Source organism: Streptomyces sp. NPDC127068 (assembly GCF_042724695.1).
Classification (GTDB): Bacteria; Actinomycetota; Actinomycetes; order Streptomycetales; family Streptomycetaceae; genus Streptomyces.
In genome coordinates this window covers 1-21,309 of the sequence record NZ_JBHXEN010000063.1, presented here as the reverse complement: position 1 = coordinate 21,309, position 21,309 = coordinate 1, and the positions used below count along the sequence as shown (strand labels likewise).

The 21,309-nt window shown below is 72.0% G+C and carries 17 protein-coding genes and 6 tRNA genes; 14 read left to right on the top strand and 9 right to left on the bottom strand.

The genetic code is table 11. The features are described from left to right. Positions 1–114: 114 nt before the first annotated feature. Entirely contained in the window at positions 115–1,305 is a 1,191-nt protein-coding gene (locus ACFWIA_RS30365; protein ID WP_387010475.1) for a PP2C family protein-serine/threonine phosphatase, read from the bottom strand. Positions 1,306–1,549: 244 nt separating this feature from the next. Next, positions 1,550–1,623: transfer RNA gene (locus tag ACFWIA_RS30360), tRNA-Met, on the bottom strand. A 243-nt stretch (positions 1,624–1,866) separates the two neighbouring features. Between ACFWIA_RS30360 and ACFWIA_RS30355 the strand changes: the two genes are divergently transcribed. The 3 genes from ACFWIA_RS30355 to ACFWIA_RS30345 all read left to right on the top strand — a co-directional run bounded on the left by ACFWIA_RS30355 (position 1,867) and on the right by ACFWIA_RS30345 (position 2,913). Continuing rightward, positions 1,867–2,022 (top strand): hypothetical protein, encoded by a 156-nt coding sequence (locus ACFWIA_RS30355; protein ID WP_387010462.1) that lies wholly within the window; start codon positions 1,867–1,869, stop codon positions 2,020–2,022. A gap of 11 nt (positions 2,023–2,033) precedes the next feature. Further along, positions 2,034–2,378: a hypothetical protein gene (locus ACFWIA_RS30350; protein ID WP_387010461.1), complete on the top strand. Its 345-nt coding sequence runs from the start codon at positions 2,034–2,036 to the stop codon at positions 2,376–2,378. 115 nt (positions 2,379–2,493) lie between these two features. After that, complete coding sequence (locus ACFWIA_RS30345; protein ID WP_387010460.1) at positions 2,494–2,913, top strand: hypothetical protein; 420 nt, start codon at positions 2,494–2,496, stop codon at positions 2,911–2,913. Between the two features lie 898 nt (positions 2,914–3,811). On the opposite strand, the gene ACFWIA_RS30340 is transcribed toward ACFWIA_RS30345, so the two are convergent. From ACFWIA_RS30340 to ACFWIA_RS30330, 3 genes are read right to left on the bottom strand one after another with little or no spacing between them, the layout of a single operon-like run. Next, positions 3,812–4,903, bottom strand: a complete 1,092-nt coding sequence (locus ACFWIA_RS30340) for a methyltransferase domain-containing protein (protein WP_387010459.1) — start codon at positions 4,901–4,903, stop codon at positions 3,812–3,814. After that, positions 4,900–5,904, bottom strand: a complete 1,005-nt coding sequence (locus tag ACFWIA_RS30335) for an MvdC/MvdD family ATP grasp protein (RefSeq protein ID WP_387010458.1) — start codon at positions 5,902–5,904, stop codon at positions 4,900–4,902. Before ACFWIA_RS30335 ends, ACFWIA_RS30340 begins: the two co-directional genes overlap by 4 nt. Then, positions 5,904–6,194, bottom strand: coding sequence for a hypothetical protein (locus ACFWIA_RS30330; protein ID WP_387010457.1), 291 nt, complete (start codon positions 6,192–6,194; stop codon positions 5,904–5,906). The genes ACFWIA_RS30335 and ACFWIA_RS30330 overlap by 1 nt, the downstream gene beginning before the upstream one ends. A 514-nt stretch (positions 6,195–6,708) precedes the next feature. On the opposite strand from ACFWIA_RS30330, the gene ACFWIA_RS30325 reads away from it, so the two are divergent. Further along, positions 6,709–7,962 carry a helix-turn-helix transcriptional regulator gene (locus tag ACFWIA_RS30325; protein ID WP_387010456.1) on the top strand — a complete coding sequence of 418 codons (1,254 nt, stop codon included), beginning with the start codon at positions 6,709–6,711 and terminating at the stop codon, positions 7,960–7,962. 274 nt (positions 7,963–8,236) lie between these two features. Here ACFWIA_RS30325 and ACFWIA_RS30320 read toward each other — a convergent pair. Both ACFWIA_RS30320 and ACFWIA_RS30315 read right to left on the bottom strand, forming a co-directional pair. Further along, positions 8,237–8,309: transfer RNA gene (locus tag ACFWIA_RS30320), tRNA-Lys, on the bottom strand. Positions 8,310–8,551: 242 nt separating this feature from the next. Next, positions 8,552–10,789 carry a DEAD/DEAH box helicase gene (locus ACFWIA_RS30315; protein WP_387010455.1) on the bottom strand — a complete coding sequence of 746 codons (2,238 nt, stop codon included), beginning with the start codon at positions 10,787–10,789 and terminating at the stop codon, positions 8,552–8,554. Positions 10,790–11,212: 423 nt separating this feature from the next. On the opposite strand from ACFWIA_RS30315, the gene ACFWIA_RS30310 reads away from it, so the two are divergent. From ACFWIA_RS30310 to ACFWIA_RS30275, 8 genes are all read left to right on the top strand, one after another. After that, the gene (locus ACFWIA_RS30310) at positions 11,213–11,788 is read left to right on the top strand and encodes a hypothetical protein (RefSeq protein WP_387010454.1); all 576 of its coding nucleotides are present in this window, start codon (positions 11,213–11,215) and stop codon (positions 11,786–11,788) included. A 78-nt stretch (positions 11,789–11,866) separates the two neighbouring features. After that, complete coding sequence (locus tag ACFWIA_RS30305) at positions 11,867–12,217, top strand: metallopeptidase family protein (protein WP_387010453.1); 351 nt, start codon at positions 11,867–11,869, stop codon at positions 12,215–12,217. 144 nt (positions 12,218–12,361) lie between these two features. Beyond that, positions 12,362–12,434 (top strand) — tRNA-Glu (locus ACFWIA_RS30300). A 31-nt stretch (positions 12,435–12,465) separates the two neighbouring features. Beyond that, a tRNA-Asp gene (locus ACFWIA_RS30295) sits at positions 12,466–12,540 on the top strand. 27 nt (positions 12,541–12,567) lie between these two features. After that, positions 12,568–12,641: transfer RNA gene (locus tag ACFWIA_RS30290), tRNA-Phe, on the top strand. 307 nt (positions 12,642–12,948) lie between these two features. Then, the gene (locus ACFWIA_RS30285) at positions 12,949–15,225 is read left to right on the top strand and encodes a (Fe-S)-binding protein (RefSeq protein ID WP_387010452.1); all 2,277 of its coding nucleotides are present in this window, start codon (positions 12,949–12,951) and stop codon (positions 15,223–15,225) included. Positions 15,226–15,565: 340 nt separating this feature from the next. Further along, entirely contained in the window at positions 15,566–17,152 is a 1,587-nt protein-coding gene (locus tag ACFWIA_RS30280; RefSeq protein WP_387010451.1) for an FG-GAP repeat protein, read from the top strand. Between the two features lie 142 nt (positions 17,153–17,294). Continuing rightward, positions 17,295–18,479 carry a Yip1 family protein gene (locus ACFWIA_RS30275; RefSeq protein WP_387010450.1) on the top strand — a complete coding sequence of 395 codons (1,185 nt, stop codon included), beginning with the start codon at positions 17,295–17,297 and terminating at the stop codon, positions 18,477–18,479. Between the two features lie 46 nt (positions 18,480–18,525). On the opposite strand, the gene ACFWIA_RS30270 is transcribed toward ACFWIA_RS30275, so the two are convergent. Next, positions 18,526–19,035, bottom strand: coding sequence for a phosphoribosyltransferase (locus ACFWIA_RS30270; RefSeq protein WP_387010449.1), 510 nt, complete (start codon positions 19,033–19,035; stop codon positions 18,526–18,528). After that, the gene (dcd, locus tag ACFWIA_RS30265) at positions 19,032–19,607 is read right to left on the bottom strand and encodes a dCTP deaminase (RefSeq protein WP_387010448.1); all 576 of its coding nucleotides are present in this window, start codon (positions 19,605–19,607) and stop codon (positions 19,032–19,034) included. Before dcd ends, ACFWIA_RS30270 begins: the two co-directional genes overlap by 4 nt. A 647-nt stretch (positions 19,608–20,254) precedes the next feature. Between dcd and ACFWIA_RS30260 the strand changes: the two genes are divergently transcribed. Both ACFWIA_RS30260 and ACFWIA_RS30255 read left to right on the top strand, forming a co-directional pair. Continuing rightward, a tRNA-Gly gene (locus ACFWIA_RS30260) sits at positions 20,255–20,328 on the top strand. A 685-nt stretch (positions 20,329–21,013) separates the two neighbouring features. After that, positions 21,014–21,309, top strand: a 296-nt coding sequence (locus tag ACFWIA_RS30255; RefSeq protein ID WP_387010447.1) for a transposase, incomplete at its 3' end; no start/stop codon positions are given.

The following is a 21,309-nucleotide window of genomic DNA, read 5'->3' as shown; positions in this document are numbered from 1 at the left end:
CTCTGACGGTGGCTCAGTTGTTATCGACGGGGAGGGGTCCGTCACGGGGTGTGAGTGGGCGCCTCCGGCGGGGTGACGACGTGACGGAAGTGGCGGAAGTGGCGTGCCGGGTGTTCAGGGCCGGCGGACCGCGAGCAGGGCCAGGTCGTCCTCCGAGCCGCCCTCCGTGTGCCAGGCGACCTCGTTGATGACGACGGCGAGCAGGGCGTTCGGGTCGGAGAAGGTCCGGCCGCGCAACCGCGCCACCGGGTCGTAGAACTCACCGTGCACGTCCCGCGCTTCGGAGAGCCCGTCGGTGTAGCCGAGCAGGGTCGTGCCGGGAGGGAAGGGCGCCTCGTCGCACCGGTCGGGCCACACCCCGAGGTCGGCCATGCCCAGCGGCAGCGCCGGGCGGCGCGGGTCCAGGACGGTCAGAGCGCCGTCCGGGGCCAGCAGCAGCGGCGGCGGGTGCCCCCGGTTGAGGACCCGTACGACGTCCTGCCCGTGCGGGAGTTCGGCGAGTACGGCGGTGGTGAACCCCTCGAAGTCGTCGACCCCGCGCCGGCGGGTCCCCTCCCGGGCCAGGGCGCGTTCCAGCCGTCGGGCCACGGCCTCCAGGGTCGCCTCCTGCTCGGCGGCCTCCCGGAACGCGCCGATGAGCACCGCGACCGCGGAGACCGCGGTGATCCCCTTGCCCCGTACGTCACCGACCACCAGCCGGACCCCGTGCGGGGTGTCCTGCACGGCGTACAGGTCGCCCCCGATGGACGCGTCGGCCTGTGCGGCCTCGTAGCGGGCGGCGACGTCGAGGCCGCCGATCCGGTCGGCGGGCTCCGGCAGCACGGCGCGCTGGGCGGCTTCCGCGATCTCCCGTGCCGAGGCGAGCCGGGCGTTGCTGCGCCGGGCGAGGCCGTTGATGACGACGGCGAGCACGGACACCGTCACGATGGTCGCGAGGTCGGTGATGGCGTCGGCCCGCGCCAGGCCGCCGTCCGCGGACCGCTCGCCCAGCGCGGCGGCGCAGGCCATCAGCCCGACGGCCACGGTCCCGCGGCGGCCGTAGAAGGGCGCGGCGGCCAGCGGTGCGGCGGCGAAGAGGGGGGAAGCGGTGAGGTGCAGCGGGGTGAGCTCGTCGTAGAACAGTCCGATGACGATCAGCAGGACGGGCAGCACCCGAACGAACCAGCTGCCGCGGCGGGTGGAGCGCCGGTGCCGGCCCGTACCGGGCGCCGCCCCCGGCACGGGGTCGGGGCCCCTCTCCGGTACGGGGTCGGGGGCCGGGTCCGGTACGAGGCCGGGCGCCGTCTCCGCTACGGGACCGGGCACCGGGTCGGGCACCGGGTCGGGGGACCCGGCACCGTCGGTCGGCTCGCCTCCGTGGCCCACGTACCGTCTCCCGCCGCCTCCGTGCCCGTCACCGCCCGCCGCCCCCAGGCTTGCCCCACCGGGGACGCGCAGCGAGCCGTACGGGCCGTACGGGTGAACGCGGACGACCGGCAGCGGTCACCCAGACCTCACCCGGACGCACCGAAGGCCCGGAAGCACTGGGCTTCCGGGCCTTCGGCCTGAGTAGCGGGGACAGGATTTGAACCTGCGACCTCTGGGTTATGAGCCCAGCGAGCTACCGAGCTGCTCCACCCCGCGTCGGTAAACCCGACTCTACACCACTCGGGCGCCCGGACCACCATCCGTTTCCGCAGGCAGCGGCCCGGACGTCGCTCCCCGCCCCGCCGCCGGCAGTACGGACGGGTGCCCGGTCCGGACGCGTACGGAACGGGGGTGCGCCGGACGGGGTACGTCAACCGTGCCGCCCCCGCCCCTGCCCGGTTCGGGTGGTGGGGCGCCGGATTCCCGGTGGCGCCCCGGCCCGTCCGCCATCCTGGACGGATGAGTGACGAGACCTGCCCGGCCTGCGGCGGCACCGGACTCACCGAGCACGAACAGCACACGGTGGAGACGGACGAGAACGGCCGTCAGAAGCCGGTCGTCCGACGATGGACCGGTGCCTGCGGAACCTGCTCCGGGACCGGCCAATCCCACTAGGAGACCCACACATGCGCACGTGGTACGTCTGCCTGGGCTGCACCGCCCGATACCTACCACCCGAGTCCGCTCCCGCCCCGTCCTCCGCCGCGCAGCCGGGCCCGCCGCAGCCGTCCCGACCGCGGCGGGCGCGGACCGGTGGGTCGAGCGACCCCGTCGCCTGTCCGGAGCCCGGTTGCCGGGAGAAGGCCGCCCGGATCGTCGACAGCATCGGCGTGCCCGCCGAGACCGTCGCCCGATGGGCCCGCAAGGCGGCCGGGCTCGACGGCGACCGGCGCACCCCCCGCGGTCACCGGCCCGCCCGGGGCCGACGGTCGGTCGCCGGCCCCGGCGCCGCCCGCAGCAAACTGCTCTGAGGTCCCGCCCCCGCCCGCCACGGACGGGCGAAGCCCGGGGCGCACACCCCCGTCGTTCCGGGCCCGGCGGTGCAGGACGGTCACCGGGCGCCCGCGTTCGTGGTCTGCTGGCCCGGTGAACGCCGCACGCACCGGGCACCGCCGCCCGGACCCCCGGTACGCCCCGCTCACCCCGGCCCAGGCCACCGCCTGGGGCCACTACGTCACCCACGCCACCGGCTGCCGCGCATGCGCCGACGGCGATCCGAGGGCCTGCCCCCGGGGGCGCGAGCTGCGTCGGGCCTGGCGCGCGGCCGGTCGCGGGCGGGTCCACGCGCCATGCGCCGCATGCCTGTTGGCGCGGATCGTGGGCCGCCCCGACCCCGAGCACGGGTGCCTGGGCAGCACCCGGCTCCGGGTCAAGGGCCTACGGCTGCGCCTCCCCGGCCGCCGCCTCCCGTGCCCCTGCCCCTGCCGGGGCGCGGGAGGAACGGGGGACGGCGGGGTCGGTTCGCCGGAGCGGGACCCGCAGCTCGTTCGGTTCCCGCAGGACTGACTCCACGGACCGCTCGGGGGCCGCCTCGTCAAGGCCCTCAAGCCCCTCGCCGATTAAGACCGTTAAACGAGCGGAGACGGGGCCGCCCGACAGAGGGCTGACGGACCGGTTCTCAGCTCGCGCACGAGCCCTCCCACACCGAAGCGCCCCACCCGGCCTGAACCGGGTGGGGCGCTTCCTCGCGGGCGCCGGGCAGCAACCCGGCCCCGCGTTCGGTTGTGTTGCACGGCCGTTCCGGACCTCCGACCGCCATGCGAACCATGCCTGCGAGGGGCATCGCAGATCCGCCCTGCTCAGGTCCTTCACCGGAACCAGTGATCAGCCACCGATAAACGGCCCGACAGTGCACTGTCGGATCTATCTTTGTGAGCCCCGGCTCGAACCGCCCTCTCACGCTCAAAGGGATGGGCCCTGCCGATGCCGACGCCTTGCTCAACGCTGTGGTCCCTGCGCACGCAGGGGTGGTCCAACTCTGCCTAATTGGGCAGGTCCGGACAGAGAGTGGTCCCCGCGCACGCGGGGGTGTTTGTCGATACGTGGTCGTCATGCCGAAGCACCGGTTGGCGACCACGTTTTTCGTGCGCCGCGTCGATACACACAAGCGATTCTCGGTTACCAGCACGACCCACCCTCTGCTGCTGCACACATTTAGGAAGAGTGTTGCCTTCCCTCGTGACTCCATACGCAGAGGCGCGTTGACCTCGACAACGGGCTGCCACGCGAGTCGCCCGACACGTCTCCGCAGGAGGGGAACATGGTCGTTGTCACACTCAAGGTGCGAGAGCCCTGGTGGACCAACCCGGGGTGGCTGAACATCATCATCAGCCTGGCTATCGCCGTTCTCTCCTGACAGCCCGACCCCAGCAGGCCATGCCTGCCGGGGTCCCGTGGCCTCAGTTCATCCGCCCAAGGTCCAACCAGGCCCGTCCGGGTCATCGAGCCAAGCTCGCTGGCTCTCCAGGGTGATGGTGACGCCGTAGCGGTCCGGGGTAGGACGGTCCGCGATCTGGTAGGTCCGGTAAGCCTCTTCGAGTGCGGCCCAGAGAGGGCGGGGGCCTGCCTCGGTGACGGTGGTGTCGGGGTGGGCGTGGGCAATTGAGCCGTCAGGGTGCCAGACCCGGGCTCCCGTGATCTCACCGCTCTCGCTCAGATCGTATTGCCAGGTGAGACCGGGTACGGCGATGCCCGCGAGGAAGCGGAAGTGGTTGTCGGCGATGGTCGCCACAGGGAGGGTGGAGGGGCGCCCGGGGCCGATCGGCAGCGGTGGGCGGCGAGTCGGGACGCCGTCGGTCGAGGTGTGGCGCAGAGGCATGAAGAAGGCACCGTGAGGGAGGAAGCGGCCGGTGGCGGTGCCGGGGCCCGTGGGGTGGATGCGGGCCAGAGCGTTACCCAAGGGGGTGAGGAGGAAGCCGTCGTCCGTGAGCTGCTGGAGCAGGGCCGGAGGAACCGCGCTGAGCCCGCAGGTGACGATGATCCGGTCGTAGGGGGCACGGTCGGGGGCGCCGATAGAGCCGTCGCCGGTGATCACGGTTGGTCGGTATCCGGCGGTGGCCAGGCGTTCGCGGGCGGGGCCGGTGATGTCCTCGGCGATGTCGACGGTGGTGACGCGGTCGTCGCCGAGGCGGTGGGCGAGGAGAGCCGCGTTGTAGCCGGTACCGGCTCCGATCTCCAGGGCACTCATCCCGTCCGCCACGGCGAGTGCTTCGAGCATGGTGGCCATGAGGGACGGTTGCGAACTGGACGAGGTCGCCGCGCCGTTGGTGCGGTGGGTGACCAGGCTGCGGTCTTCGTGGACGGCGGCGAACCACCGGTCGTCGCCGGAGATCCGCTCTCCGGAAGGCGCGTAGAAGTACGGGACGAAAACGTGCCGGGGGACCTCCTCGAAGGCTCGGCGCCATTCGGGGTCGGTGAGGTCGCCCGCGTCCACCAGGGTTCGGGCGAGGGCGCGGCGGGCTTCGGTGGCCCGGGTCGTGAGGTCGTCCGTGGTCATGGGTGGACGGTGCCTTTCTGAAGGAGGTCGGCGATGGCGTGGGTGATCGGTTCACGGGTGGGTGCGATCCAGGCCCACTGGCCGCCCGCGTTGACGTCGACCAGGTGGTGCGCGCCCCGGGTGTCCACGATGAAGTCCAAGGCGGCGAAGACCAGGCCGAGGCGACGCATCATCTCGCGTACCGCATCCACGATCGAGACGGGCAGGTCGATGGCGGTGTGGGTGAAGGCGTCGGAGTCCTGACGCCAGTCCGGCCCGATGTGCCCGGCCGGGGCCTGGATCGCGGCGGCGAACAGCTGTCCGGCGACGACCGCGACCCGGACCTCGTACGCCCGGTCGGTGATCTCCCGCTGGAAGAGGTGCGCGGTCAGTGCGATCCGGGGATCGGCCCACTGTTCCTCGGGGACCCTGCGGGTGTAGAGCTGGCCGCGGGTGCCGCCCTCGGTGTGCACGATCCCACCCAACACCTTCGTCACGATGCGCCCACCGCACCGCCGGGCGAAGGGCGGAACGGCGGCCGGGTCGTTGGTGATCAGCGTCTCCGGCACCTGGAGCCCGCTCGCGACGGCGGCGGCCAAATGCCCTGGCTTGGTGCAGTCGACGTTCGCCTGCGGCCGGTTCACCCACAGCACTCCGGGCAGCGACCCGAGTACCGTGATCGCCCGCTTGGCCTGCCCGACGGCGAACCGGCGCTCCGGGCCGCTCATCTGCTCCGGCAGCTCGTGGACAGTGGGCTTGCGCCACCACACCGCCCGCAGGTCCGACAAGTCGATGCCCCGGGCGTTGTCATGCAGGGAGCCGGTCCAGCGGCCGTCCGCTCCCAGCTCCGTGCGAAGGGCCGTACGGGTGGGGAAGTCGGCGAGGTCGGTTCGCCAGAACGGGACCCCGCGTTGGTTCAGTTCCCGCAGGACGAAGTCCGCAGTGGGGTCCAGGGCATGGGTGACGACGAGCACGCGCGGCGGGAGTCCGCCGCGCGTGCCCTGGCTGACGGGGAACGTCATCAGTCGTCGTACTCGTCGTCGTTCTGGTCCGTGTCGACGGCGATGGCGTCCTTGCCGTCCGACTCGGTGTTGCAGGAGGTCTTGCTCATGGTGGGGTGGGTGTCGGCCGGGAGGCCGTCGACCAGGGAGAGCTGGGTGACCGGGTCGACGGTCAACACCGGGCGGCGACCGTGTACCGGCACCGGGTCGGTCAGGCTGTCCAGACCGAACGGGCGGGTGGCGACCGGCCCGGCGGGCTCGGCGCCGATCTCGTGGGAGAGGGACGGGACGCGTTCCAACAACAGGGACATGGATTCCCCTTTCCTGGTGGCGATGGTGCTCGGGTGTTCCCGGGCCGGGTGGACCGGGCGGGTGCGCCCCAGGCAGGGCGTGGCCGAGCAGCAGGGTGGCGAGCCGCGATCAGCAGCGGCGTGCCTGCCGCTCATCACGCGCCGCCCGAGGAGAGCAACACCGTCCACTCCCCGGCCGTCTGCCGGGTGGGGCCGCCGTCGCGGCTGTGGCACGTTCGGACGGCCTCGGAGAGCGGTGCCCGGACGTCGGTACGGAGCCCCGGCGCACGGGGGCTGTCGGGCACGGCATCCGTGCGCGGAGGTACGGAACACCTGCTTCGCCTCTTCCCTGGGGTGGCGTATGAGCTGACCGTTCCAGGGAACCTCCGGGCCCTGAGGGACGGCCAGGAAGCCCGACGGCCACACGGCGGCCATTCACCGGCCACTTCGAACAGATGGGCCGATCTCCCGTAACGCCGGGTATGGGCACATCAGTTGAGCGTTACGTTGAAGAGGTCGAGCGCGAGGGGGCACGGTGAGGACCAACGGCAGGCTGCGGGCGGCACGGCTGGACCGTGGGTGGCTGTCCCAGGAGAAGGCAGCCGAGGAGATCAGCACTGCGGGTCGGCTCGTGCTCGGAGATCCGTACTTCACCGTCAGCGTGCGCACCTACCGCCGCTGGGAGTCCGACCGGCCCGGCTGGCCTCGGCCCGACACCGCCGCCGCCCTGCGCGCGGCCTTCGGCCTCAGCCCCGAACACCTCGGCTTCGCTCCCCCACCTGGACACCCGGCCCGTCTGCGTCTCGCGGAGGAGGCATCTTCCATGGAAAGCCGCAGCTTTCCGACCACCGGATCGGTGGCCGCACTCGGCATGGTGAGCCCTGCCGATCTCAGGCCCCGGGACATCGATCCGGCTCTGGTCGGCTACTTCTACCAACAGCTCGGCGGCCACTACACCGCCGACATGATGCTCGGCCCGCGCGATCTCATCGGGACCGTCACCGAGCAGTACCGACTGATCAGCGATCTCACCCGGGCCGCCCACAGCACCGTGCGGGAGGAGCTGATCCAAGTCGGTGTCACCTACGCCGCGCTGGCCGGTTGGCTCCACCAGGACGCCGGCTTGTGGGACTCCACCGCGTACTGGCACGGCATCGCCCAGATGGACGCCCAGATGCTCGGGAACACCGATCTGAACGCGTACGTCCTCTCCAACATGGCCCGCCTCCGATCCGACCTGGGTGACGGCCGCGCCGCCGTCGACCTGTGCCGCCAAGGGCTGGGTGAGCACCACCGGCTCTCCCACCGCATCCGCGTCAACCTCATGCACCAGCAAGCACACGGCCACTCACTCCTCGGCGAGCGGACCGCCGTGGACCGGCTCCTGGACGACGCGTCCGCCGTGGTCGAAGAGGCGGACCCGGCCGTGCCCTGGGGCGGAGTCCACCACAACGCGTACTTCTTCGAGGTCCAGCGCGCCACCTGCTACGGCCGCATGGGCCTGTACAAGGAGGCCCAGCGCATCTGGGACCGGATCAACGCCGACATGCCCCCGGCCGCCCGCCGCGACACCGGCGTCTACCTCGCCCGCCAGGCCGCCGCGTACGCCGCCACCGGCGAACCCGAACACGCCGTGACGCTGGCCGCCGAATCCGCTGAGATTGCCGCCCAGACCCGCTCCGCCCGCCACCGCAAGGAACTGGAAGCCCTCCGCGAGAGCATGGACCGCTGGCAGAACGATCCCGTCGGAGACCGCCTCGTCAAGGCCCTCAAGCCACTCGCCGCATAAGACCGTTAAGCCGAGGGAGCCACCTCGGCCGCCACCCCGCCGGCCCACGTCGAACTCGTCCAGGGCCTCATCGGCCCTCCTTCCGCCGGACCGTCCGGGGCGGAGAGCCCAAGGCGAGCTTTGACGTCCTCGTCTTGCACACGGCACCTACAGGACCGTGAGCGGAGCCCGGCCGTACACGCACGATGCCCCCACGCCGAAGCGCCCCACCCGGCGACGACCGGGTGGGGCGCTTCCTCGCGGGCACCGGGCACCAGCCCGGCCCCGCGTGCGGTAGGCCGTGTGGGACTCGAACCCACAACCAATGGATTAAAAGTCCACTGCTCTGCCAATTGAGCTAACGGCCCGCTACCCGCAGCATAGCGGGGCGCCGGGGGCGGACGGGGGCCTGTCCCCCGGTGGTGGCGGGGTGGACGGCCCCGGGGTCGGTCCACGGACGGAACGGGACCCGCCCGCGAGGTGGCGCGGGGTCATCCTGGCACTTCCGACGGCCCGCTGCGCACCGTTTTTCGGGCTCCGCCCCGGACAGCAGCGAACCGGGTGCCCTCCCACGCGGGGAGGGCACCCGGTTCAGCCGGTGGTGACGGGATCAGCCGTTGCGCTTCCAGCGCGGCTTGTCGTCGCGGCGGTTGAAGCCGGAGCCAGAACCGGAGCCGGAGCCGGCACCGCGGTGGTCGTCACGACGGCCGTACGGGCGGTCGTGGCCCGAGGGACGGTCGTGACCGGAGGGACGGTCGTCGCGGCGGTCACGGTTGAACGGACGGTCGCTGCCCCGGTGGCCGCCGGAGGGGCGGTCGTCACGGCGGAAGCCGCCGCGCTCGGGGCGGTCGCCGTCACGACGGTCGCGGGAGAAACCGCCACGCTCACCGTCACGACGGTCGTCACGACGGAAACCCGGACGGTCGTCACGACGCTCGAAACCACCACGACCACGCTCACCGTCACGACGGTCGTCCCGGCGGAAGCCCGGACGGTCACCATCACGCCGGTCATCACGGCGGAAGCCGCCACGGTCGCCACCGCGGTCGCCGTCCCGACGGTCATCGCGACGGAAGCCGCCACGGTCACCGTCACGACGCTCGTAGGAGGACGAAGAGGTGCGCTCGGTGGTGCTCGGCGCGGCGGACGCGGTGTCCGTCACGACCGTGGTCGGCTCGGCGCCGTCCACCGCCTCCGCGGCCACGGCAGCCCCGGCGTCCACCGCGGCGGCACCGTCCGTGAGGACGGCGGCCGGGTCTTCGCCCCGCTCCCGCGCGGCCCGCGCGCTCAGCCGGTCGGCCTCCTCGCGCAGTTCGGTGGCGCGGCGCTGCGCCCGCTCCAGCTGCTTGGCCAGGTCCGCGACCTCGCGCTCGGCCTGCTTGGCGGCGCCGGACACCGACTCGGCCTGGACCTCGGTCATCGACCGGGCACCCGTGATCTCGGCGACCTCGGGCTCGAACACCCCGCCGCCGCCCACGATGTGGCGCCCGGCGTCGACGCCCGCGTCCTCCATCAGACGGAAGATCTGGCGCCGCTGGTGCGGCAGGGCCAGCGACACGACCGTGCCGGAGCGCCCGGCGCGGGCGGTGCGGCCCGAGCGGTGCAGGTAGTCCTTGTGGTCACCGGCCGGGTCCACGTTCAGGACCAGGTCGATGCCGTCGACGTGGATGCCGCGCGCGGCGACGTCGGTGGCGACGAGGACGTTGACGTACCCGTCCTTGAAGTCGGCGAGGGTGCGGGTGCGCGCGCCCTGCGTCATGCCGCCGTGCAGGGCGTCGGCGCGGACGCCCGCGTCCCGCAGCTGCTCGGCGACCCGGTCGGCACCGAGCTGGGTGCGCACGAAGATGATGGTGCGGCCCTTGCGGGCGGCGATCGCCGCGGTGACCGGGGCCTTGTCGCGCGGCTTCACGACCAGGATGTGGTGGGTCATCGTGGTGACCGCACCGGCGGACGGGTCCACCTCGTGGGTGACGGGCGCATTCAGGTACCGCTTGACCAGGGTGTCGATCTCGTTCTCCAGGGTGGCGGAGAACAGCATCCGCTGACCGCCCTGGGGAACCTGGTCGAGCAGCTCGGTGACCTCGGGCAGGAAGCCCAGGTCGGCCATCTGGTCGGCCTCGTCGAGGACGGCGACCTGGACGTCGCCCAGCGAGCAGGCGCCGCGGTTGATGACGTCGCGCAGCCGGCCAGGGGTGGCGACGAGGACGTCGACGCCGCGCTCCAGGGCGTAGATCTGGTTGCTCATGGAGGTACCGCCGCAGACGACCTTCATCTTCAGGCCGAGCACGTCGCCGTACGGCTGGAGGGCGTCCGCGACCTGCATCGCGAGCTCACGGGTGGGGGTGAGGATGACGCCGCGGGGGCGCTTCTTCGCGGTGTGGCCGCCCGCGAGGGTCGTGAGCAGCGGCAGGCCGAAGGAGAGGGTCTTGCCGGAGCCGGTACGGCCGCGGCCCAGGATGTCCCGCCGGGCGAGCGCGTCCGGAATGGTCGCGGCCTGGATCGGGAACGGCGTGGTGACGCCGTTCTGGGCGAGCTTGCGGACGACACCGTCGGGCAGGCCAAGGTCACCGAACGTGACGGTCGGCTCCTGCTCCTCGACGACGGCCTCTTCGACGGCCGCTTCGGCGACGGGCTCCGCGGCGGTGGGCTCCTCGGCGGCCTCGACCACCTCGGTCCCGGCCTCCTCGGCGACGACGGTCTGCGCCTGGGGGGCCTCGGGGCTCTCGACGACGGCGGGGGCCTGGGGGGCCTCGACGTCGACCTCGGGGGTGGTGGGGGACTGCTGGGGGGTGCTGACGGTTTCGGCGTCCTCGTTGAGGACAGCGCGGTCAGCAGGGGAAACGGACATGCGAAATGCGAACCTTCCGGAGTTCACGGCACGCGCCCAAACTCCGTGAAGCTGCTAAGCGACCGCCTCTATGCGGTCCGGCCACGGCAGGGAGTACGCGCCACACGCGGCGCGCTTCATTCCTCGCTCTGTGAGGAGTGCGCCGGGCAAATGGGATCAAACGATCTACCACCATACGCACCTTGAGCCCCCCGAGGCAAATGCGGTCGGCGTGACCCGGCTCACCCCCGCGCCGAGCGCCCGCCCGCCCCACCCCGTACCGGGCACCGGGCCGCACGCGGACCGGACACCTGACCGAGCGGCGGGGGGCGGAAACACCGGTTCGCCGGGCCGGCGTTCCCCTCCGACCCCGAACCTCCGTGTCCTCCGGCCCTGACGGGGAGTTGGACAACCGTAGTCAATCACCGCCCCGGAGGTGGCCCCGTGCGTCCCCTGCCCGTACCCGTCCGCCTGGCCACCCTGGCGGCGGCGCTCGCCGCCACCGCGGGCTGCGTCAGCGTGGGCGACGAGGCCACCCCGCGGGGCGGCCCCTCGCAGTCCTCCGGCCCCCGCAGCGGTGGCAGCGCCGTGGAGACGGACGGCGTCCCGGAAGCGGTCAGCGACGCTGACGGACACCGCACGGGCGGCTCCCGGAACGCCAAGACCCAGCACAGCGGCAAACCCGCGGACCCGGACGCCAAGACCCCGTCCGCCTCCGCGCCGGGCACGGCCGCGCCCGGCGCCCCCAAGGCCACGGCCCCCGCCGGGACGACCCGGGCGCCCCGCCCGGTGGAACCGGGTGCGCCCACCCCGAAGCCGCCCGAGCCGGTGCCCACGCCGACCCGCACCACCCCGGAGCCGGAGCCCCCGAAGCCCACGCCGGAACCCCCCGCGCCCCCGGAGCCCACGGTGGCGGAGCCGTCCTCGTCGGCGCACGAGGAGCCCCCGCCGCAGGGGCAGGCGGCGGCCCGCACCTTCCGGGTGGAGCCGTCCCCGGAGGCCGGCCAACCGGTGGTGTGACCCGGCCCCGCGCCCCGCAACGGCCGTGCAACGCCCCGGTCCCGCCCCCGTGGCGCCCGGGTCCCGGACAATGGGCGTGTGCTGGAGATGACGCGAGAAGCGTTCGAAGAGCTGGTGGCCGATGCGCTGGACACGATCCCGCCGCAACTGACCCGGGTCATGGACAACGTGGCCGTGTTCGTGGAGGACGAACCGGCCGCCGACGACCCCGAACTGCTCGGGCTCTACGAGGGAACCCCGCTGACCGAGCGCGGCGAGTGGTACGCGGGGGTGCTGCCCGACCGGATCTCGATCTACATGGGGCCGACCCTGCGCTACTGCGAGACCCCCGAGGACGTCGTCCACGAGGTGGCCGTGACCGTGGTCCACGAGATCGCCCACCACTTCGGCATCGACGACGAACGCCTCCACGAACTCGGCTGGGGCTGATCCACGGGCCCCCGGTCGAGCGCGGTTCGACGCGGTTCGAGGCGGCTCGTGACGCCGCCCGTAAACCGTTTTGGCGATACCTCCCGCCATCCCATATGCTTCTCACGTCCCCGACGCGCCGGAAGGTGCGCAGGCGGGCCGATAGCCCTCATCGTCTAGCGGCCTAGGACGCCGCCCTTTCAAGGCGGTAGCACGGGTTCGAATCCCGTTGGGGGCACCGTGTGCGAGTATTCTCGTCACACGATCTTGGTCCTGTGGAGCAGCTTGGAGTGCTCGCCACCCTGTCAAGGTGGAGGCCGCGGGTTCAAATCCCGTCAGGACCGCTTGCAGATCGCCCCGGCGAACTGCGTGGCTGGGTAGCTCAGTTGGTACGAGCGATCGCCTGAAAAGCGATAGGTCGCCGGTTCGATCCCGGCCCCAGCCACCTTCACCTCCTCACAGGGGTCCGCACGCCCTCTCCGGCTCATCGGAGGGGGCGTTTCTGGTGTCACCTCCCCACCGGCCCCGCAACCGCCCGCCGACCGACACCGCCCCCCTACCCCGCGCCCTCTCCCGCCACGCCACGCCACGGCCGCAGCGGACCCCGGCACCGCACCCGGCCACATAGGGCTACCTCAGCGACACAGATCACCGACGGGCCGACTACAGCGCGGCGCGATATCTGGGTACCCTCAATCAAACTCCATAAGTTACCGCTTAGTAATCTGCACTCGCAGGCCCGAGGAGCCTCCATGCAACTCGCCGCGATCATCGTGTCGTTGGTGCTCGCCACAATCGGCGCAGCCCTGTTCGCCCGGGCCATCGCCCAGATCTACCGGTACGTCCGACTGGGTCAGAACGTGCCAGCCGGCACCCGAACGGATGATCCGAAGCAGCGGACGTTGACGGTGGTCCGGGAGTTCCTCGGCCATACCCGGATGAACCAGTGGGGCGTCGTCGGCGTGGCCCACTGGTTCGTGTCGGTCGGCTTCTTCACCCTCGTGCTGACCCTGGTGCACGCCTTCGGACAGCTCTTCCAGGCGGACTGGAGCCTCCCGCTCATCGGCACCTGGGCCCCGTACGAGGTGTTCACCGAGCTGATCGGCGCCCTCACCGTGCTCGGCATCCTCACGCTGATGGTGATCCGTCAGCTGTCGCTGCCGGGCCGCGCCGGGCGCAAGTCGCGTTTCGCGGGCTCCAACATGGGTCAGGCGTACTTCGTCGAGCTGGTGATCCTCATCATCGGCATTGCGATCCTGGTGCTGCGCGGGCTGGAGGGCGCCCTGCACCACGTGGACGGTTACACCGCCGCGTACCTGGTCTCGTACCCGCTCGTCGCCGCCTTCCGGGGGCTGGACGTCACCACGCAGCAGAACCTCGTCTACCTGTTCGCGTTGATCAAGATCTCCACCTCCTTCATCTGGATGATCACGGTCTCGCTCCGCACCGACATGGGCGTGGCCTGGCACCGGTTCCTCGCGTTCCCCAACATCTGGTTCAAGCGCCGCGCCGACGGCGGCACCGCGCTCGGCGAACTGCTGCCGATGACCTCCGGCGGCACGCCGATCGACTTCGAGGACCCGGGCGAGGACGACGTCTACGGCGTCAGCCAGGTCGAGCACTTCTCCTGGAAGGGCCTCCTCGACTTCTCCACCTGCACCGAGTGCGGACGCTGCCAGTCGCAGTGCCCCGCCTGGAACACCGGCAAGCCGCTCTCCCCCAAGCTGCTGATCATGTCGCTGCGCGACCACGGGCACGCCAAGGCCCCGTACCTGCTCGCCGGTGGCGGCAAGACGATGGAGGGCGAGGAGAAGGCGAGCGCGGAGGCACTGGCGCAGGTGCCCGCCGCCGCGCTCGCCGAGGCCGAGCGGCCCCTCATCGGCACCGCCGAGGAGAACGGCGTCATCGACCCGGACGTGCTGTGGTCCTGCACCACCTGCGGCGCCTGCGTCGAACAGTGCCCGGTGGACATCGAGCACATCGACCACATCGTCGACATGCGCCGCTACCAGGTGATGATCGAGAGCGCGTTCCCGTCCGAGGCGGGCACGATGCTCAAGAACCTGGAGAAGAAGGGCAACCCCTGGGGCCTGGCGAAGAAGCAGCGCCTGGAGTGGGTCAAGGACGTGGACTTCGAGGTCCCGGTCGTCGGCGAGGACGTCGAGGACCTCACCGAGGTCGACTACCTGTACTGGGTGGGCTGCGCCGGGGCGCTGGAGGACCGGGCGAAGAAGACCACCAGGGCGTTCGCCGAACTGCTGCACATCGCCGGCGTGAAGTTCGCGATCATGGGCGGCGAGGAGCGGTGCACCGGCGACTCCGCCCGCCGCCTCGGCAACGAGCCCCTGTTCCAGCAGCTCGGCCAGGAGAACGTGGCCATGCTGAACATGGCGTTCGGCGAGGACGACGAGGACGAGTCCACCCGCAAGCCCAAGGCGGCGAAGCGGATCGTCTCCACCTGTCCGCACTGCTTCAACACCATCGCCAACGAGTACCCGCAGCTCGGCGGCGACTACGAGGTCATCCACCACACGCAGTTGCTCCAGCACCTCATCGACGAGGGCCGGCTCGTGCCGGTCACCCCGGTCGAGGGGCTGATCACCTACCACGACCCCTGCTACCTCGGCCGGCACAACAAGGTCTACACGCCCCCGCGCGAGATCATGGACAAGGTGCCGGGACTGCGGCAGCAGGAGATGCACCGCCACAAGGAACGCGGCTTCTGCTGCGGCGCGGGCGGCGCCCGGATGTGGATGGAGGAGCGGATCGGCAAGCGCATCAACAACGAGCGCGTGGACGAGGCCCTGTCCCTGAACCCGGACATCGTCTCCACCGCCTGCCCGTTCTGCCTGGTGATGCTCACCGACTCGGTCAACGGGAAGAAGAACGACGGCAAGGCCAAGGAGTCGCTCCAGGTCGTCGACGTCGCCCAGCTCCTGCTGGACTCGGTCAGGACCCCCACCGACGGCGAGCCCCCGGCCGGTGCGTCCCCCGTCGAGAACGCGCCCGAGCCGGAACCCGCCACGTAGCCGCGCACTCGTAGCCGAGTACCGGACGTCTCCCGTCAACCCCTAGAGGCCCGGATCACCCTGAGGAGTGGTCCGGGCCTCGCCCGTTCCCGGAACTCACTCCGAAGGGTGAGGAGCACCCCGTCCACGGTCAGGCGTACGAGGTTGCCACCGGGGCAGGACGGTCGCTCGGCGCCACCGAGGTGAGGGTCGTATGAGGGGTACGGACAACGCCGTACGCGGGCGCGAGCGCCGTGCAACCCTTCCTCCGGGCCCCTTGGCGCCCGCACGCCGGACGGGAATCGGGCCCCTCCGGAACCCCCGCGCCCGCCCGGCCACCCCTTCCTCCACAGGAGCCGTAGTGCGCCACAACCGATCGGCCGCCGCTCTCGCCGCGGCCGCGTTCCTGCTCGCCTCCGGGGCGTGCCTCACGCTCGCCGCACCGGCCCACGCCGGCACCCCCGGCGGTACGTACGCGAACGACCGCAACAGCGACTTCGACGGTGACGGCCGCGAGGACGTCGTCATCGCCGCGCCCACCGCCACGGTGTCCGGCGCGCGCGGCGCCGGCCACGTGAGCGTCCGGTACGGCTCCGACCGGGGCCCCGGCGCCGAACGGACCGCCCGGATCAGCCAGGCCACCGCCGCGGTGCCCGGCGCCCCCGAGGCCGACGACGGGTTCGGCGCCGCCCTCGCCACCGGCGACCTCAACAGCGACGGCTACGACGAACTGATCGTCGGCGTGCCCGGTGAGGACCTGGCCGGACACCGTTCCGCGGGCGGGGTGACCGTGCTGTGGGGCGGCAAGAAGGGCCTCAGCACGTCCGGCAGTTGGCTCCAGGCCCGCCGCCCCGCCGGGGGCGCGCACTTCGGCGCGGCCCTCGCCGCGGCCCGCTTCAGCGCCGCCCACCCCGGCGACCTGCTGACCGTCGCCGACCGCCACGGACTGGAACTCGCCGAGTGGGCGCCGGTCCCGCCGCCCGTCGACGGCGGCGGCCCCGGCGGTCCGCCCGGCGGCATCGCCCCGCTGGACACCACCCCGCGCGACACCCCGCACGACACCGAAGCGGCCCGGTCCCACACCCCCGCCCGGCCGCTCGCCCGCACCGCGCTCCCCCGCCCGGCGGGCGCCCGCGCGACCGTGGTGCGCACCCTCACCACCGGCGACTACAACAGCGACGGCCTCGCCGACCTGATCGCCTCCGGCACCGGCACCGGAGCCGATCGGGGCGCGGGCTGGTCCGCGTACTTCCCCGGCGGCGCACGGGGCCCGGCGTACGCCCGTGACCTGGTCGGCGGGCCCGTCGCCGCCTCCGGCGACATCGACGGCGACGGGTACGACGACCTGGTCACGGGCGAGCCCACCGCCTCCGACGCCGCCTCCGACGCCGCTTCCGACAGCGGCGGAGCGGCCCCGGCCGGCGGCCTGGTCGGCGTACGGTACGGCGGCCCGTCCGGCCCCGCGGCCGAGCCCCAGTGGTGGACGCAGGACTCCCCGGGCGTCGCGGGCACCCCCGAACGCGGCGACGGATTCGGCAGTGACCTCTCCGTCGCGGACGCCGACGGCGACGGCTACGCGGAGGTCGCGATCGGCGCGGCCGGCGAGGACGTGGGCCGGGTCGCCGACGCGGGCGCGGTGTGGGTCCTCAAGGGTTCGCCGACCGGGCTCACCGGCCGCGGCTCCACCCACTGGAACCAGGGTTCCCCGCAGGTGCCCGGCGCCGTGGAGCGGGGCGACTCCTGGGGCGCGCAGGTCCGGTTCACCGGCCCCGACGGCCAGGGGCGGTACGCGCTGCTCGCCGCCGCGCACCGGGAGGACGGCGGCACCGGGAGCGTGTGGCTGCTGCCCGCCACCCGCGACGGGGTCGGTGCGGCCGGCTCCTCGACGTTCGGCGCCGGCCTGCCGCACGGGGGCGCCGGCCACTTCGGCGCGGTGATCGACGAGTAACGGAACGCGGGCGGCTTCGGCTTCGGACATCCCGGGGCCCCGCCAAAGCCGCCCCTCCCCCTCGGGTACTACTCCTCGTGGACGAGCCGTCCGGGGTGGCCTCGGCTACCCGAACGAGCCCCCGTACCCGCCCCCTTAGGGGATGTCACAGCTCGGCCGCAAAGCCCCTCCCGGTGGCCCCGCCCCGGCACGCCGCCGCTCCGGACCGGGTACGTTCGATGACGTGGCTGGATTCAGGATCGGACGCGGCCGGGACAACCGCACACCCCAGACGCGGGGGCAACAACAGCCCCCGCCGCAACAGCCGTACGGGCAGCAGGCACCTCCGCCCCCGTACGGCGGACCGCCCGCGCCTGCCCCCGGACAGCCGCCGTACGGGCAGCCGCAGCAGTACGGCGGCGGCCCCGGTGGGCCCGGCGGACGCGACGGTTCCGGTCGGAGACCGCCCTACGGTCAGCCGCAGCAGTACGGCGACCGCGGCGGCCACGGCGGCCAGCCCCGGCAGGGCGGCCAGGGCGGCGGCGGTTGGCCGCAGGGCCCGGGCCCCGGGCAGGGGTACGGGCAGGGCCACGGTCAGGGACCCGGCCGGGGCGGTCACGGCGGCGGCCACGGCGGCGGGTACGGGGAGCCGGAGTACTTCGGCGACGGCGGACACCAGCAGCACGGCGGCCCCGACCCGTACGCGGCCAACAACGCCGGCCACACCCAGGCGTTCGCCATCGGCGAGGACCCGTACCAGCAGGGCGAGACCTACCACGCGGGCCAGCAGGCGGCGCCCCCCTCAGGTCCGCCGCTGCCGTGGAAGGAACTGCTCAAGGGCATCGTGCTGCGCCCCGCGCAGACCTTCCTGCGGATGCGGGACTACACGGTCTGGGGCACCGCCCTGGTCGTGACGTTCCTCTACGGCCTGTTGGCGATCTTCGGCTTCGACGGGGCGCGTGAGGACGCGATCAGCTCGACGCTGTCGGCCGCGGTGCCGTACGTGTTGCTCACCGGTGTCGTCATGGTGTTCGGCGCGTTCGTGCTCGGCGCGGTCACCAACACCCTGGCCCGGCAGCTCGGCGGCAACGGCGCCTGGCAGCCCACGGTCGGCCTCTCGATGCTGATCATGTCGATCACCGACTCGCCCCGGCTGGTCTTCGCGATGTTCCTGGGCGGCGACGCGCCCTTCGTCCAGGTCGTCGGCTGGATCACCTGGCTGGCGGCGGGTGCGCTGTTCACGGTGATGGTGAGCAAGTCGCACGACCTGCCGTGGCCCAAGGCCCTGGGCGCATCCGCGATCCAGTTGGTCGCGCTGCTGTCGATCATCAAGCTCGGCACGTTCTGACCGCGCCGGTGCGCGCCCCGCTGGAGGGGCGCGCACCTCCGGTCGTCTACAGCGCGTCGCGCGAGGGGGTGACCGGCGTGCCCGCCTTGCGGACGGGCGGCTCGACGCTCCACGGGAAGTTGATCCAGTCGTCGGTGCGCTTCCACACGTACTCGCACTTCACGAGCGAGTGCGACTTCTCGTAGACGACGGCGGACCGCACCTCGGCGACGTGGTCGAGGCAGAAGTCGTGCACCAGCTTCAGCGTCTTCCCTGTGTCGGCGACGTCGTCCGCGATCAGCACCTTCTTGTCGGTGAAGTCGATCGCGTTCGGCACCGGTGCGAGCATCACCGGCATGGCGAGCGTGGTGCCGACCCCGGTGTAGAACTCGACGTTGACCAGATGCAAGTTCTTGCAGTCCAGGGCGTACGCGAGCCCCCCGGCGACGAAGACCCCGCCGCGCGCGATGGAGAGGATCACGTCGGGCTGGTAGCCGTCGTCCGCGACGGTCTGCGCCAGCTCGCGCACGGCTGTGCCGAACCGCTCGTACGTGAGGTTCTCGCGCTCGCCGCTCATACCTGGGTCCGGTGGAAGTTCAGGAAGGAGCGCGAGGCGGTCGGGCCGCGCTGTCCCTGGTAGCGGGAGCCGTAGCGCTCGGTGCCGTACGGGAACTCGGAGGGCGAGCTGAGCCGGAACATGCAGAGCTGGCCGATCTTCATCCCGGGCCACAGCTTGATCGGCAGCGTCGCCAGGTTGGAGAGTTCGAGCGTGACGTGCCCGGAGAACCCGGGGTCGATGAACCCGGCGGTGGAGTGCGTCACCAGTCCGAGGCGCCCGAGGCTGGACTTGCCCTCCAGCCGGCTCGCGAGGTCGGCGGGCAGCGAAATGACCTCGTACGTCGAAGCGAGCACGAACTCACCCGGGTGCAGGATGAACGGCTCGTCGCCCTCGGGCTCCACCAGTCGCGTCAGGTCCGCCTGCTCGACCGAGGGGTCGATGTGCGGGTACCGGTGGTTTTCGAACACCCGGAAGTAGCGGTCGAGGCGTACGTCGATGCTCGACGGCTGCACCATGGATTCGTCGTACGGGTCGATGCGCACCCGTCCCGCGTCGATCTCGGCCCGGATGTCCTTGTCTGAGAGAAGCACGTCCCGAGGATACGCAGTGCGGCCCGCCGGGCGCGTCGGCCCCTGGTCGGGGCGGGTCGCGGGGGTGCCCGGCGGCAGGCCCTCAAGGGCTACCGGTCGAGACCGGGGCGGAACGCGGACGGGGGCGGGGGCGGGCCGCGCGGCCTACGGTGCCGGCGCCTGCCCGCCCGTGCCCCTGGCTAGCGCTTGGTCAACGGGACGGGGACGGCGTTGCGGAGCCTGGCGCACCGCGGGCAGCGCAGGAGCCGCCCGGGGCCGAGCCGCCCGGCCTGCTGCATCGGGAACGAAGCGGTGCTGAACACGTGCCCTTCGGCACAACGAACTACAGTGCGCTCCATCAAGTCCTCTGAGCCCCTTCCCCACGATCCGCGAATGGGCGCCGGGCACCGGGAGCCACCCATGGGGGCGCCGCCAGGCCGGCACGAAGCGCTACATTACGGGACGAATGGGGCGGCCCTCCAGGCGGCACTCCGATACCGGGAAGCCTCCCGATCGGCCCGAGCGCGGGGCCACCGTACGCCCCAACTCCCCCTGCCCGCACGCGCGTCCATCACCCCGCGACACCCGGCGCGCGCAGCGGGGACTTCGGGGGTCCGGCATGCGGTAGAGTGAGCCGCGATGCACCACCAGTTCAACCGAGTGCACTCGCGGGTGTAGTTTAATGGTAGAACATCAGCTTCCCAAGCTGAGAGCGCGAGTTCGATTCTCGTCACCCGCTCCACAGCCAAGGCCCAGGTCACAGACCCGGGCCTTTTTGCTGTCCGCAGCGCGTCGGTGCGCGCGCCAGAGTTCGCCTCTCCACTCGTCGACACATCGTGCACCTTGTGAACCCAAGCACCGGTCCACGCGAACGCCTTGCCACATCACTCACCCCCTCGACTAGTACTTCAACGGCGCTTACCATGACGAGGCTTCAGCTCTTGGGCTGTGGCCTCGTCTGCGACAGCCGGCATTGTTGGGAGTCTTCGACGCCTCACGGCACGCCAAGCGGACCGATGGATCGCCGACACGCTCCACACCTTCTTCCCCATCCCTGCACGGTGTCAGTGGCCCACGCCGATGGCCGTCTCGTGTGGACGATCAGACCGGTGGTCATCCTGGCGCTGGCAGGCTTCGAGGGTGCCGAACCGTCATCTGGTACCGATGGCTTTGCGCCTCGCCTGACCGAGTAAGTTACAACTTTCCCTACTGGTTCAAGGCCCACGGCACGGCCCGCCTCCTGTCTTCACCCCGGCTGGTCGCGCCCGGCGGCTGCGGACATGAAGTGGGAGACACCCGCTGCGGCTGGGGCAGTCGGCTCCACAGCTTAAGGCAGCCATTTCGGGGCGAGCTTCTCTAAGAACTCCTAACGAAATGATCTTCGAGGTGGTTGGATCACTCGGGGAACGTTGATCCGGGGGTGTGGGGTGGCTCGGCCGAGGCCGTGGGATGTCGATGACGAGTTGTGGGCAGTGATCGAGCCGCTGCTGCCCAGGGTGGAACGCCGGGCCCGTCACCCGGGGCGCAAGCGGCATCCGGACCGGCTGGTGTTCCAGGGCATTCTGTTCGTGCTCCATACCGGGATCGCCTGGGAACACCTGCCGCAGGAACTCGGCTTCGGCTCGGGCATGACCTGCTGGCGCCGCCTGGCGGAGTGGACCGAGGCCGGGGTCTGGCCCCGGCTGCACGAGGTTCTCCTGGCCCAGCTCCGCGGTGCGAACGC